Source organism: Noviherbaspirillum autotrophicum (genome assembly GCF_000818395.1).
GTDB classification, from domain to species: Bacteria; Pseudomonadota; Gammaproteobacteria; order Burkholderiales; family Burkholderiaceae_D; genus Noviherbaspirillum; species Noviherbaspirillum autotrophicum.
The window spans coordinates 4,715,535-4,728,505 of sequence record NZ_JWJG01000028.1 but is presented as its reverse complement, the minus strand read 5'-3'; the positions used below and the strand labels follow the sequence as shown (position 1 = coordinate 4,728,505).

The following is a 12,971-nucleotide window of genomic DNA, read 5'->3' as shown; positions in this document are numbered from 1 at the left end:
TTTTGCCTCCCGCCCCATGACCATCCTGCTCGCCACCCTCAACGCCCGCTATTCCCATGCCTCGCTCGGCCTGCGCTACCTGCTCGCCAACATGGGCGACTTGCAGCAAGCCACGCAGCTGCATGAATTCGTGCTCGGCACCAAGCCCGCCGAGGTGGTCGAGCGTGTGCTCGCCTACCGGCCGCGCATCGTCGGCTTCGGTATCTACATCTGGAACGTGGAAGAAACCGAGCGCATCGTCGCGCTGCTCAAGCGCGTCGCGCCCGAGGTCGTCGTCGTGCTCGGCGGCCCGGAGATTTCGCACGAAACCGCCGAGCGCCACATCACGCAGCTGGCCGACTACGTCATCACGGGCTGGGGCGACATCACGTTCGCGTCGCTGTGCCGGCAGATCCTCGACGGCCCCAAGCCGCTGATGAAGATCCACGCCGGCGCGCAGCCCCCGCTGTCGGAGATCAAACTGCCGTATGCGCTCTACACCGACGCCGACATCGCGCACCGCACGCTGTACGTGGAAGCCTCGCGCGGCTGCCCGTTCAAGTGCGAGTTCTGCCTGTCGTCGCTCGACAAGACCGCCTGGCCGTTCGAGCTCGATGCCTTCCTGGCCGAGATGGAGGCGCTGCACGCGCGCGGCGCGCGCCTGTTCAAGTTCGTCGACCGCACCTTCAACCTGAACATCAAGACCAGCCTGAAGATCATGCAGTTCTTCCTCGACAAGCTGGCCGCCGCGCCCGAAGATCCAGTGTACGCGCATTTCGAGCTGGTGCCGGATCACCTGCCCGATGCCCTGAAGGACGCGATCGTGCAGTTCCCGCCCGGGACGCTGCAGTTCGAGATCGGCATCCAGAGCTTCAATCCGGAAGTACAGACGCTGGTCAGCCGCCGCCAGGACGACGAGAAGGCCGCCGCCAACATCCGCTGGCTGGCCAGCCATTCGCACGCCCACCTGCACGTCGACCTGATCGCCGGGCTGCCGGGCGAAGACCTCGACAGCTTCGCGCGCGGCTTCGACAAGCTGGTCGCCCTCGGCCCGCATGAAATCCAGTTCGGCATCCTGAAACGCCTGCGCGGCACGCCGATCATCCGCCACACCGACGCCTACAAGATGGTGTTCGATCCGTACCCGCCGTATTCGATCCTCGCCAACGACCGCATCGACTTTGCGACGATGCAGCGGCTGGTGCGGTTTTCGCGCTACTGGGACATGGTCGCCAACTCCGGCCGCTTCGCGAACACCCTGCCGCTGATCCTGGCCGACGCGCCGTTCGCCAATTTCATGCAGCTGTCCGACTGGCTGTACGAAAAAACGGATGCCACGCACCGCATCGCGCTGGAGCGCCTGGTTGCGCTGATTGCCGAGTGGCTGGCTGCGCGCGGCATGGATGCGGTCATGGTCGAGGCCACGCTCGACAGCGACTACGCGGGTCAGATGAGCAAGCGCCACCTGCGCATGAAGGCGCAGGCCGCCGGCAAGGCCGATGCGGCGGTGCAGCGGCAGGCGCGGCATCAGGCTGCGTGATCTGGAATGGAGAACTGCCGGCAGCCGGGAAATGACGGTGCACGAACGTCAGACAGCCATCAGCTCGCTTCCCAGCCTGTTCCGGCGGAGAATCCGCTGACCCGGATTTATTGCGATCCCTGGCTGCTGATTGTGCACAAGCCGGCCGGGCTGCTGGTGCATCGCAGTCCCATTGACCATCATGAAACCGAGTTTGCGCTGCAATATGCGCGCGCGATGAATGGCGGCGAGCATGTCTATGCGGTGCATAGGCTGGATCGCCCCACCTCGGGGCTGCTGGTGTTCGCGCGGGATGCGCAAACGGCGAGCGCAATGGGCAAGGCGATGATGGCGGGGGAGGTGAAAAAAACCTACCTGGCGATGGTGCGGGGCTGGACCCCGGAACAGGGGTTCATCGATCATCCGTTGCGGGACGAGCCCGAGGACAAGCGGCGCAAGGACGCGCCGCAGCCGGTGCGCGACGCCCGCACCCGATACCGCCGTGTAGCGACCACGGAGATCCCGGTGCAGATCGAAGGCCATGCGACCAGCCGCTACAGCCTGGTCGCGTTGTTTCCCGAAACGGGGCGCAGACATCAATTGCGGCGGCACATGAAGCACATCAGCCACCCGATCATCGGCGATGCCTACCACGGGCGCGGGCGCCACAACCGCTATTTCGCGGAACGGTTCGGGCAAGGGCGGTTAATGCTGGCAGCCACCGGCATGTCCTTTCGCCACCCGGTCACCGACGTGCCGTTGCAGTTGCATGCGGAACCGGAAGCGAGTTTTCTGCAAGTGCTGTCCATCTTCGGTGATGCCTTGCCGGCATCGCTGCGCGCCCCGTGATTTTCTCCTCGCCGATAGGCGGTTTCGCTGTCTCTTGACGGATCAACCGCAAGCGAGCGCGAGCGTTCACCGTCCGTGGGTAAGGTCAACGATCCCTATTTCGTCAAAACACGATGAGAACCGTTTTTTCGGGGCTCGGCCAATTTCGACAAACCATCTCCTGCCTCAAATTCCGAAGTGGTTGATCCAACTCAATTTTCAATCCAAAAAGATTTGTCTTGCGGGTGTTCGCATGATTTACACATTTGGACTATTTCCATATAGTAATTTCACTTCCTGAATTTTGTGCTGGAGAGGAAGTGTTGCACGGTGAGTTCGTCGTCATCCCAATTGCTATTGGAATAAAGCGGAGGAAAACGTGAAAAAAACTATTAAAACCTTATCTGTAGCGATCGCCCTGAGTGCAGCGGCCACTGTTCAAGCAAGAGAAATCACCATGATCTTCGGCTTGGCCCTTCCGCCGTACGTCATCCAGGAGAGTAATAGCGGCTTTGAGATCGATATCATTCGCGCCGCACTGGCAGTGAAAGGCCATACGCTCAAACCGACTTATGCCTCGTTTTTGGTGGTGCCAAAAATGCTGAAGGAAAAGCAGGCAGATGCCGCGCAGCGCGGCAATCCCGACCTCAAGGAAGGGGAAGGTTTTTACTACGCCAGCGAACCGACCGTCGTCTATCAAGACAATGCGATTACGCTAAAAAAGAACAATCTGAAAATCGACAGCCTCGCCGATTTGCACGGCAAATCCATCGTCAGCTTCCAGGGCGCGACTCAATTTCTCGGGCCGGATTTTGCCGCAGCAGTAAAGGGAAATCCACACTACCAAGAAAGCAGCAATGAGCGCCGCAAGCTGCAAATGCTTTACGCTAACAGCGCGCAGGTCTACACCGGCGACGTGAACATCTTCAAGTATTACCGCAATACCGTAAAGAACGATGTGGATACCACTCAAGAGGTGGTGTACCACAAAGTCTTCCCCATCAATACCGATGTGACGCGCGACGCCGTGTTCCTTGATAAGCAGGTGCGGGATGATTTCAATGCCGGGCTCAAGCAGTTAAAGAGCAGCGGCCAATACCAGCAAATCATCAAGAAGTATGTAAGCGACTGAGGCACGGGCCGGCGGCCGTGTCGCCTGCCGCTGGCCCCAGAATCGGCGCTGCCGCTTTCGAAAAGAAAAAGTGTCGGCGCCGGAAAGTAACGTGTCACGCCATGCCGTTCATGGCTGCACCATCCGCAACTTATCCGGATTGCGCATCACATAAATTGCCCTGATCCGGCCGCAGCCGTCCGCCTCTAGCGCCATTGTCTGAATCAATTCGCCGTCCACTGTGGAAATCACGCAGCCCGCGAGCCCGTTGATGCGGGCGGGGCGCATCCGGTGTTTTTCAGGGTGGTAGTGGCGCGCAAATCCGATCAGCACCGTGGCAATCCGCTCGCGCCCGAACAGCGGCTGCGGCACGGCCGTGACACGCCCTCCGCCGTCGGAAATGAAGGTCGCATCTTCCGCCAGCACGCGCGCCAGCGCATTGACGTCGCCGTCGCGGATGGCGCCGACAAATGCCTGTGCCAGCCGGGTTTCCTCGTCTGGCGCGACTTTTACGGCAGGACGGTTCGCATGCACATTGCTGCGCGCACGGGCGGCGAGCTGGCGGCATGCGGCCGCGCTGCGGCCCAGTGCGCTCGCGACCTCGCCGAAGCTCATGTCGAACACGTCGTGCAGCAGAAAGGCGGCGCGCTCCAGCGGCGACAGGCGTTCGAGCGTGAGCATGAAGGCGAACGACAAATCGTGCGCCAGCTCGTGCAGCGTTTCCGGTCCCGGTTGGTACTGGGTGTCGTCATCGACCACCGGCTCCGGCAGCCAGGCGCCGACATAGACTTCGCGCTGCGCCTGCGCCGATTTCAGCCGGTCCAGGCACAGCCGTGTCACGGTGGTGGACAGGAAGGCTTGCGCATTCTCCACCTGTGCGCGGTCGGCCGCATGCCAGCGCAGCCACGCATCCTGCACCGCATCCTCCGCCTCGGCACGCGAGCCGAGCATGCGGTAGGCGATCGCCCTCAGGTGGCGCCGGTGCGCCTCGAACTCGTCCGCGGTGCGGTCCGCTGCCTTCATGCACTCACTCCTTTCATACCGCGACGGGCGCCAACGCCGGCCGGGTCTCGATGTTGCCGATGCGGATACGGCTGCAGGTCTTGCCGTGCCCCAGCGCGTATTTCACTGTCGGGAAGACACGTGACGCGGCGATGACGAGCGCCAGCGACACCACGCCGCGCTCACCCCAGCGCGCGATGATTTGCGCGCGCAGCGTAGCTGCTTCCAGATGGTGCGCCAGCGTCGCGCGGGTGAAACGTTGCGCCAGCGCGGCGTCGGGTCCCATTGCGCGGTCATCGCCCTCCAGAATGCCGCGCAGGACGGTGGCGCTGACGCCGTCCGCCTCGGCCATCTTGACGACCAGCTGCGTGCAGGGGCCGCAATCCTCGGCCACCGTCGCGCTCAGCTTGGCCGCATACCAGGCGTCGAGCGGCACGCCTTCGCGGTGCTGCGCCATTTTCGCGACTGCCGCAAAGCGCATGAAACCGGTCCAGCTGGCATCGAGCATTTCACGCATATAAGCGGTGTCGTAACCGAAGGCGCGCTCAAAGGCGGCGAGCCGGCGCCGCGCTATCCATCGTAACATCGTGTTTCTCCTTCCTTGAAAGCGCACGCGGCCAGGTGAGCCACAGTGCAAGAATCGGTATCAGGAACACACCGGGAAAATCGCGCAGCAAGTGGTGCCATTCAGCCCGCCCTGCCGCAGCCTCGCCCAAATGCACGCAGCCATGCAGCAGCAGGAAGACGCTGCCCGCCAACGCCGCCGGCCATGCGGATGCAGTGCGCAGCAGCCACAGGAACGCGCCGCCGCTGACCAGATACGCGCAACCGATATCGCGCACGAAGTGCAGATTGAGCGGCCCGGTGTCGGCCACTCCCGGCACCGTCGCATACCATGTCTCGGGTGCAGCCAACATGGCGAAGCCATTGGCTGACAGAATCAAGCCCAGCAGCAAACGGGCGATGGAAAGAGCGGGCATATGGTCCTCGTCGATGGTCGGTTCTGCATACAAGACGAGCCAGCCGAGCAAAATGTGACATGCAGGCGTTGCGTTTTATGCGCATCGCAGAAATTCCTTGAGGGAATTTTCAGACTGCCCGGCGACGCCATGCATCCAACAGCTGCTGGGCGGGCGGGTCGAGCGATGCGATCGGGATGGATGGCGCATGGTGATAGATCATCAGCGCGTACACTGTGGCGAGCGCATTGACTTCGGGCGACAGCGCGCATTCCTCGCCGCGCGACGGGCGAAGTGTGCGCCAGTAGTTGATCGCTTGTTCCAGTTCGGCCAGGGTGATGTCCATCGGCTCATTGTACTTCCGCCGACGGCCGGAATCGGGGCCGCGTGCAGCACCTTTGACATTGACGGCATATCCGGCCCGCCTGGCTCGGAACCTGTTTCATACGAGCGTGGCAATGCGGGCCAGGGCGAAAGATTTCCGGCTATTGAGGGATGCGGATTTTATTGCTGGGCAGAACTTGCCGGGGGAAGATGGTATTACGCGTTCGGTCGCGCGAGACAGGCCGGAGAGGGGCGTTTAGCCGTCGCGGCGGCTAAACGCGAAAGGTGCTGCGCCATTGAACGCAGCACCGCTAAAGCATCAGATCCGCTCGATGATCGCGGCAATGCCCTGGCCGCCGCCGATGCACATCGTGATCAGGCCGTAGCGCTTGTTGGTGCGGATCAGCTCGTACAGGCACTTGACGGTGATGATCGCGCCGCTCGCGCCCAGCGGATGGCCCAGCGCAATTGCGCCGCCGTTCGGGTTGGTGCGCGCCGGATCGAGATCGAGACCCTTGCACACGCCGAGCGACTGCGCGGCGAACGCTTCATTTGATTCGATCACGTCCATGTCGTTCAACGACAGGCCGGCGCGCTTCAATGCCAGCTGCACCGCCGGAATCGGACCGGTGCCCATGATCGATGGCTCCACGCCCGCCACCGCATACGACACCAGGCGTGCCAGCGGCTGCAGGCCTGCCTTTGCGGCTGCACCGGCTTCCATCAGCACGCAGGCGGCGGCGCCGTCGTTCAGGCCGGAGGCATTGCCTGCCGTAACCGTGCCGCCTTCCTTCTTGAATGCCGGCTTCAGCTTGGCCAGCGATTCCAGCGTGGTGTCGGCCTTCGGATGCTCATCGGTGTCGAACAGCGTCACGCCCTTGCGGCCCTTGACTTCGACCGGCACGATCTGCGACTTGAAGTGGCCAGCGGCGATTGCTGCCACGGCTTTTTTCTGGCTTTCCAGCGCAAACGCATCCTGCTCTTCGCGCGAGATGCCGTACTTTTCAGCCACGTTCTCGGCGGTGATGCCCATGTGGCCAGCGCCGAACGGATCCGACAGCGCGCCCACCATCATGTCGATCATCTTGAAGTCGCCCATGCGCTGGCCCCAGCGCGCCACCGACGTCGAGTACGGCGCGCGGCTCATGGTTTCCACGCCGCCGCCGATGGCGATGTCGGTGTCGCCCAGCTGGATGGCGTTAGCGGCCGTGACGATCGCCTGCAGGCCGGAGCCGCACAGGCGGTTCAGCGTCAGCGCGGCGGACTCCTTGGCCATGCCGGCATTGATGCCGACCACGCGCGACACGTACATGTCGCGCGGCTCGCAATGAATCACGTTGCCGAACACGATTTGCCCAGCCTGCGCCGGATCGACCTTGGCGCGTGCGAACGCTTCCTTGACTGCGATGGCGCCCAGGTCGCCCGCGGAGAAATCCTTCAGCGCGCCGCCGAACGTGCCGATTGCGGTACGCGCCGCGCCAACGATGACGACGTCTTTCGTATTTGCCATTTTGTGTCCTCTGTCTTGATTGATTGAAATGTTTGCTTGCGAGCCGATGGCATCGGGGAAGCGGATTTCGTGACGAGCATAGCGAGATATCGACGAACGCAGTTTGTCGGTCAATAAGACGCGCAGCGGGTGTATCGAGGAGAGATGATACTCCGATTAGGACGGTCGTTCTATTCTGCTCCGGCAGGCAGCGTCAGAAGCACAGCACGATCCGGTTCGCCAGGTCGAACACGAACGCCGGACGCAGGTAGGCCGCAAACGCCAGCGCCAGCACGGCGATCACCGCGGCGCCGAGCAGCAGGCGCTTGAGCCGTTCGCCCATGTCAGGCCGCCATGCCGACCGGCTGGCGCTTGATCGCGCGTTCGTTGATCGGCAGGTTCACCAGCGCGGCAAACATGCCAAGCGCAATCGTGATGCCCCATACGGTGTTGTAGTTGCCCTGCTTGGTGAACAGGTACCCGCCGAGCCACACCCCGAGGAAGCTGCCGACCTGGTGCGAGAAAAACACGAAGCCCGACAGCATCGACAGATACTTCACGCCGAAAATCCCGGCGATGACGCCGTTGGTGAGCGGAACCGTCGACAGCCACAACAAGCCCATGGCACAGGCGAATACGTACACCGACCAGGACGTGAGCGGAGCCAGCAAGAACAGCGCAATCACGATGGTGCGGCTGAGGTAAATGCTCGACAGCAGATAGCGCTTCGGCAAAAAGCCGCCCAGCTTGCCAGCGTAATAGGAACCGAAAATATTGAACAGTCCGATCAGCGCCAGCGCCATGACTGCCACGCTCGGGTCCAGGATGCCCTTGTCCTTCAGGTAGGACGGCATGTGCACGCCGATGAACACCAGTTGGAAGCCGCAGACGAAATAGCCAGCCACCAGCAGCAGGAAAGGGCGGTGAGAGAATGCTTCCTTGATGGCGTCGGCCATGCTTTGCTGCGGCCCGCTAGCCTTTTCCAGCGGCTGCTCGCGCAGGCCGAATGCCATCGGCAGCATCACCAGCGCCACCAGCGCGCCGAGGATGTAGAAGGCGGTCTGCCAGCCGGTCGACGTAATGAGTTGCTGCTCGACGGGCATCATCACGAACTGGCCGAGCGAGCTGGCCGCCGAGGAAATGCCGAACGCCCACGAGCGCTTCACTTCCGGCGCGGTGCGGCCGATGATGCCGGAAACGGCGCCGAACGCGGTGCAGGACAGCGCCGCGCCGATCAGCACGCCGGAGCCGACCACGAAGGCGGTCGGTTCGCTCACCAGCGCCATCCACAGCAGGCCGCCGACATAGAACAGCACCCCTATGATTACCACGCGCGCGGTGCCGAAACGGTCGGCGGCCATGCCGGCAAACGGGCCGAACGCGCCCCACAACAGGTTTTGCAGCGCCATGGCCAGCGAAAAGGTTTCGCGCGTCCAGCCGTGCGCCTGCGAGATCGGCTGCAGCCAGAAACCGAAGCCGTGCCGCACGCCCATTGCCAGTGTCAGCACCAGCCCGCTGGCGATCAGGACGGTTTTCAGTTGCGGCGCGCGGGATGCGGTCAGCATGGCGGAACCTCGCAGGTCAAAAAAAGAGGAATCGAGTGTAGCGTAAAGCGAAAAAGCGTGTGGCCTGCCGGTTTGACCGGGCCAGCGGCACCGTGATGTCTTTCCCGGCGGCGATGCCGCGCGGGCGTTATCGCGACTCGGCGCGCAGACCGTTCAACATCGCGTGCATCATCTGACGTGCATCCGCCAGCGCTGCATCGACCGCAGTGGTTTCATTCGGCAGCGTCTGTATCGCGCTGTAAATCAAGCCCAGTACCAGCCACGCCACGCGCCGCGGATCGCCGGGACGGAGCACGCCCGTGCGCTGCAAGTCGTCGATGACGCGCGTCATGGCGCCATGCCCATGCTGCTCGCGAATCGCCTGCCAGCCGTCGGCGCCGAGCACGGCGGGTGCCTCGACCAACCCGATGCGGCGCAAGCCGGGATCGATGCCCGCGGCAAGCAAGGCATCGATCGCCGCGAGGAAGCCTTCCCAGCTGCTGCCGCCACGCGCCAGCACTGATTGCCGGGTGCGCACCGCCCGTTCCACCAGGTTGCATTCGAGTTCCACGGCGACGGCGGCAAACACTCCCTTCTTGTCGCCGTAATGATGGTACAGCGCGCCGCTGGTCACGCCGGCCTGGGTGCACAGCGCACCGACGGACGTGCCTTCGTAGCCGAGACGGGCAAACAAGTCCTTGCCCGCTGCGCGCAGAGCGGCTTGCGTGACGGCGGCGTTTTCTTTTCGCCCGTCGCGCTTTTCTGCTGGCCGGCCAGCCAGCAGTTCCATTTCTGGAAGGTTCTTTCTACTATCTTTTTTGACTAACATAACGTCATTATGTATTGTATTTTTCGCTATTTTAACCGGGGGAATTAATGTTATTGGTTGCCAAAATTCTTGCTGGCCTCGTGCTGGCGATCCACGTCTACATCGTGCTGCTGGAAACCGTGCTGTTCAAGACGCGAGGACGCAAGGTCTTCGGCTTACGCAAAGAGCAAGTCGCCACGCTTGCGCCGGCCATGTCGAACCAGGGGTGCTACAACGGTTTCCTGGCTGCCGCGCTTGCCGTCGGTTTCCTGCATCCCGATGCTGCCGTCGGGCACGCGTTTACCGTGTTCGGATTGGCATGCGTGGCCGTCGCCGGCATCTGGGGCGCACTGACGGTGCAAATGCGCATCCTGTACGTGCAGACCGTGCCGGCCGCGCTTGCCCTGGGCGCGCTGTTTCTGGCGTAACCGTTGCCCGCCGATCGCGGCCGCGCCGGGCGCCGCGACTGATGTCCGAAAACGGCTAGACGGTGACTTGTGTGGCGCGTATAACGAAGCCATGGAAAACGTCACGGACAATTCGGCCGCTAGGGCACTCCCGCTCGACCGCGCCGCCTGCTACCGCGCTCTTGCGGCGAAAGACGCGCGCTTCGACGGCGTGTTCTTCACCGGCGTGAAGACGACCGGCATTTACTGCCGCCCGGTGTGCGCAGTGAAGACGCCGCGCGAATCATCCTGCCAGTTCTTCGGTTCGGCGGCGGCGGCCGAGGCGGCGGGTTTTCGCCCCTGCCTGCGCTGCCGCCCCGAACTGGCGCCGTACGCGCTGCAGCAGAATCTCGCGCACGCCGTGTGGCAGCGCATTGCCGGCGGCGCGCTGAACGACGGCGACGTCGAGCGGCTCGCGCGGGAAGTCGGCTTGTCTTCGCGGCAGTTGCGGCGCGTGCTGCTGCAGCACTTCGGCGTCACGCCGATCGAACTGGCGCAGACGCAGCGCTTACTGTTTGCGAAAAAGCTGTTGCAGGAAACGTCCTTGCCGATGGCCGAGATCGCGTACGCCGCGGGATTTGGCAGCGTGCGCCGCTTTAACGCCTCGTTTTCGCAGCGTTACGGCATCGCGCCAACAACGATTCGCCGCGCCACCGTGCCGGCCGCTGCCGCCGAAAGCGCGGCGCTGACGTTGCGGCTAGCCTATCGGCCGCCGTATCAATGGCAGCGCATCGTCGCCTATCTCGCCGGCCGCGCCATTCCCGGCGTCGAGGCCGTGCTGACGGAGAACGGGCAAGAGGCGTACGTGCGCAGCATACGCATCGGCGAAACGCAAGGATGGCTGCGCGTGACGCATCGCGCGCAGCGCGCACAACTTGAGGTTGAGGTGGCAGCGGCATTGACGCCGGTGCTCATGCCGTTGCTGGCGCGGGTGCGCGCGCAATTCGACCTCGATGCCAACCCCGGCGTGATCGATGCGCACCTGTGTGGCGATCCGCTGCTGGCCGATCGCATCGCGCACTGGCCCGGCCTGCGCGTACCCGGCGCTTTCGATGCGTTCGAACTCGCCGTGCGTGCCGTACTCGGCCAGCAAGTCAGCGTGGCCGGCGCCACCACCTTGTCGGGCCGCTTGGTTGCCCGCTTCGGGGAGCCGGTTGTCACGCCGTTTGCGCAAGTGGCGCGACACTTTCCGCTCGCTGACGCGCTGGCTGCGGCTGAGGAAGGAATCGCTGCCATCGGACTGCCGCGCACGCGTGCGCAGACGATTGCAGCGCTGGCCCGGTTCGCCGCGCAGGGCGGCTTGCAGCTGCGCCCTGGCATCGGCCTCGATGAAGCCGTCGAGCGCCTGAAATCGGTGCGCGGTATCGGCGACTGGACCGCGCATTATGTGGCGCTGCGCGCCCTACGCTTTCCCGACGCGTTCCCGGCGGGCGACCTTGGCTTGCAAAAAGCCGCAGCCGAGGGCGGCGAGCGCCTCACTGAAAAACAGCTGACAGCGCGCGCCGCCGCCTGGTCGCCGTGGCGCGGTTACGCAGCGCTGGCCTTATGGATGGGATGATCATGATCTGCTACACCGAACATTGCAGCCCGCTCGGACCGCTCCTGCTGGCGACGACTGAGCGCGGCTTATGCGGCATTTATTTCGAGCAGCACAAGTACTTCAATGGCCCGCAGGGCTGGCGCAAGGATGCCGCGCATCCCCGCTTGCGCGAGGCCGCGCGCCAGCTCGACGAGTATTTTGCCGGCCAGCGCCATGCATTCCACATTGCGCTGGACCTCGATGGCACGCCATTCCAGCGCGCCGTGTGGGAGGCGCTGCAAGCGCTGCCGTTCGGCGCCACCGCCAGCTATCAGTCGATTGCGCAGCGCATTGCCAGGCCGAACGCGATACGTGCTGCCGGCACCGCCATCGGCCGCAACCCGGTATCGATCATCGTGCCATGCCACCGCGTGCTCGGCCGTTCCGGCGCCTTGTCCGGCTACGCCGGCGGCTTGTCGCGCAAGCAGTACCTGCTAGCCCACGAACGTGCCGCCTGACGTGGCAGGTAAAGACGGGGCGAGCGTGATGGAAGAAAGGGCGGCCGTCATCGAGTTGAGGAGATGACTGCAAGCCTGCTGCTGGCCGGATGGGAAATGCGCCAAGGCGCGAACGTCAGAATCGGGGCGGAAAGGCTTGGCGGCGCGCCGTGCGGTCGGAAAAACAGCCTGCGTGATCGGCAAGCTGCCATGCCGCATGCGAAGACTGTTTTAGCCAATGCGTTCCACGGCCCACTGCCAGCCTGATTAATTATTTCGAGCCGCTGTCGCCGCCGCGTGCCGGGCTCGATTCGGTGCCGGGATTGGTCATGCCGGGGCTGGTGGTCGACGATCCGCTCGAACCCGGCATGCTGCCCGATGTGCCCGAGCTCGAATCGCTCGGTGCGGTCGTGCCGGACCCGCTCGGATAAGTGCTTGATGAACCGGAGCTGCCCGGAGAAGTGCTCGACGAGCCGGAGCCGCTCGGATAAGTGCCGGAAGAACCAGAGCCGCTCGGGTAGGCGCTGGAAGAACCGGAAGAAGAGTGGGACGCGCCGGAGGTGTCGGAGGAACCGGAGGTGCCCGAAGCGCCAGAAGTACCCGAAGCACCCGACGTGCCGTAGCCGCCCGAACTGCCCATACTGGAGCCCGATCCGCCGCCGGTAGTGCCGCATGCCGTCAGTACCAATGCGCATGCCAAAGGGATAGTCCATTTCATCATATGTTTCTCCTGGAAAAATTAATTCGATAAAGCATGAAAAACCCTTCATGCCATAGTTGCATGCATGCGATTCTGTAGAATCTGTCAATAAGCGAAAGTTCCGGAGCATATGCAAGTTGCTATCATCGGGTGATCTGCCTCAGCGTCGGCGACGAAATCCGGAAATGCGTCATGGACATTCCCGCATCGCTCTGCAGCCACGATGCCGACATGCATGCGCTGTCA

15 protein-coding genes are annotated in these 12,971 nt (G+C 63.3%); 6 read left to right on the top strand and 9 right to left on the bottom strand.

What is annotated here, in order from left to right:
• Positions 1-16 precede the first annotated feature (16 nt).
• From TSA66_RS23245 to TSA66_RS23235, 3 genes are all read left to right on the top strand, one after another.
• Positions 17-1,519, top strand: a complete 1,503-nt coding sequence (locus tag TSA66_RS23245) for a B12-binding domain-containing radical SAM protein (protein WP_040041729.1) — start codon at positions 17-19, stop codon at positions 1,517-1,519.
• Between the two features lie 6 nt (positions 1,520-1,525).
• Positions 1,526-2,347 (top strand): pseudouridine synthase, encoded by an 822-nt coding sequence (locus TSA66_RS23240; RefSeq protein WP_084199845.1) that lies wholly within the window; start codon positions 1,526-1,528, stop codon positions 2,345-2,347.
• A gap of 358 nt (positions 2,348-2,705) precedes the next feature.
• A complete protein-coding gene (locus tag TSA66_RS23235) occupies positions 2,706-3,458 on the top strand; it encodes a substrate-binding periplasmic protein (protein ID WP_157691762.1) in 753 nt (250 codons plus the stop codon).
• 108 nt (positions 3,459-3,566) lie between these two features.
• Here the strand turns inward: TSA66_RS23235 and TSA66_RS23230 are convergent, their stop codons facing one another.
• The 8 genes from TSA66_RS23230 to TSA66_RS25845 all read right to left on the bottom strand — a co-directional run bounded on the left by TSA66_RS23230 (position 3,567) and on the right by TSA66_RS25845 (position 9,584).
• Positions 3,567-4,460, bottom strand: coding sequence for a sigma-70 family RNA polymerase sigma factor (locus TSA66_RS23230; RefSeq protein WP_040041728.1), 894 nt, complete (start codon positions 4,458-4,460; stop codon positions 3,567-3,569).
• A gap of 13 nt (positions 4,461-4,473) precedes the next feature.
• Positions 4,474-5,025 (bottom strand): hypothetical protein, encoded by a 552-nt coding sequence (locus TSA66_RS23225; protein ID WP_040041727.1) that lies wholly within the window; start codon positions 5,023-5,025, stop codon positions 4,474-4,476.
• Positions 4,985-5,419 carry a hypothetical protein gene (locus TSA66_RS27190; protein WP_157691761.1) on the bottom strand — a complete coding sequence of 145 codons (435 nt, stop codon included), beginning with the start codon at positions 5,417-5,419 and terminating at the stop codon, positions 4,985-4,987. The genes TSA66_RS23225 and TSA66_RS27190 overlap by 41 nt, the downstream gene beginning before the upstream one ends.
• Before the next feature lie 109 nt (positions 5,420-5,528).
• Positions 5,529-5,744, bottom strand: coding sequence for a DUF3717 domain-containing protein (locus TSA66_RS23215; protein WP_040041726.1), 216 nt, complete (start codon positions 5,742-5,744; stop codon positions 5,529-5,531).
• A gap of 297 nt (positions 5,745-6,041) precedes the next feature.
• Entirely contained in the window at positions 6,042-7,232 is a 1,191-nt protein-coding gene (locus TSA66_RS23210; protein WP_040042916.1) for an acetyl-CoA C-acyltransferase family protein, read from the bottom strand.
• A 193-nt stretch (positions 7,233-7,425) separates the two neighbouring features.
• Positions 7,426-7,554 carry a hypothetical protein gene (locus TSA66_RS28090; RefSeq protein WP_269748408.1) on the bottom strand — a complete coding sequence of 43 codons (129 nt, stop codon included), beginning with the start codon at positions 7,552-7,554 and terminating at the stop codon, positions 7,426-7,428.
• A 1-nt stretch (position 7,555) separates the two neighbouring features.
• Entirely contained in the window at positions 7,556-8,776 is a 1,221-nt protein-coding gene (locus tag TSA66_RS23205; RefSeq protein WP_040041725.1) for an MFS transporter, read from the bottom strand.
• Between the two features lie 127 nt (positions 8,777-8,903).
• Positions 8,904-9,584, bottom strand: coding sequence for a TetR/AcrR family transcriptional regulator (locus tag TSA66_RS25845; RefSeq protein ID WP_084199843.1), 681 nt, complete (start codon positions 9,582-9,584; stop codon positions 8,904-8,906).
• Between the two features lie 47 nt (positions 9,585-9,631).
• Here TSA66_RS25845 and TSA66_RS23195 point away from each other — a divergent pair, with 47 nt between their 5' ends.
• The 3 genes from TSA66_RS23195 (at position 9,632) to TSA66_RS23185 (ending at position 12,046) form a co-directional block, all read left to right on the top strand.
• Positions 9,632-9,991 (top strand): DUF1304 domain-containing protein, encoded by a 360-nt coding sequence (locus TSA66_RS23195; protein WP_040041724.1) that lies wholly within the window; start codon positions 9,632-9,634, stop codon positions 9,989-9,991.
• 91 nt (positions 9,992-10,082) lie between these two features.
• Positions 10,083-11,567 carry an AlkA N-terminal domain-containing protein gene (locus tag TSA66_RS23190; protein ID WP_052452544.1) on the top strand — a complete coding sequence of 495 codons (1,485 nt, stop codon included), beginning with the start codon at positions 10,083-10,085 and terminating at the stop codon, positions 11,565-11,567.
• A 2-nt stretch (positions 11,568-11,569) separates the two neighbouring features.
• Entirely contained in the window at positions 11,570-12,046 is a 477-nt protein-coding gene (locus TSA66_RS23185) for a methylated-DNA--[protein]-cysteine S-methyltransferase (RefSeq protein ID WP_040042913.1), read from the top strand.
• A 250-nt stretch (positions 12,047-12,296) separates the two neighbouring features.
• Here TSA66_RS23185 and TSA66_RS25840 read toward each other — a convergent pair whose 3' ends face one another.
• Positions 12,297-12,746, bottom strand: coding sequence for a hypothetical protein (locus TSA66_RS25840; protein ID WP_157691760.1), 450 nt, complete (start codon positions 12,744-12,746; stop codon positions 12,297-12,299).
• Between the last annotated feature and the right edge of the window lie 225 nt (positions 12,747-12,971).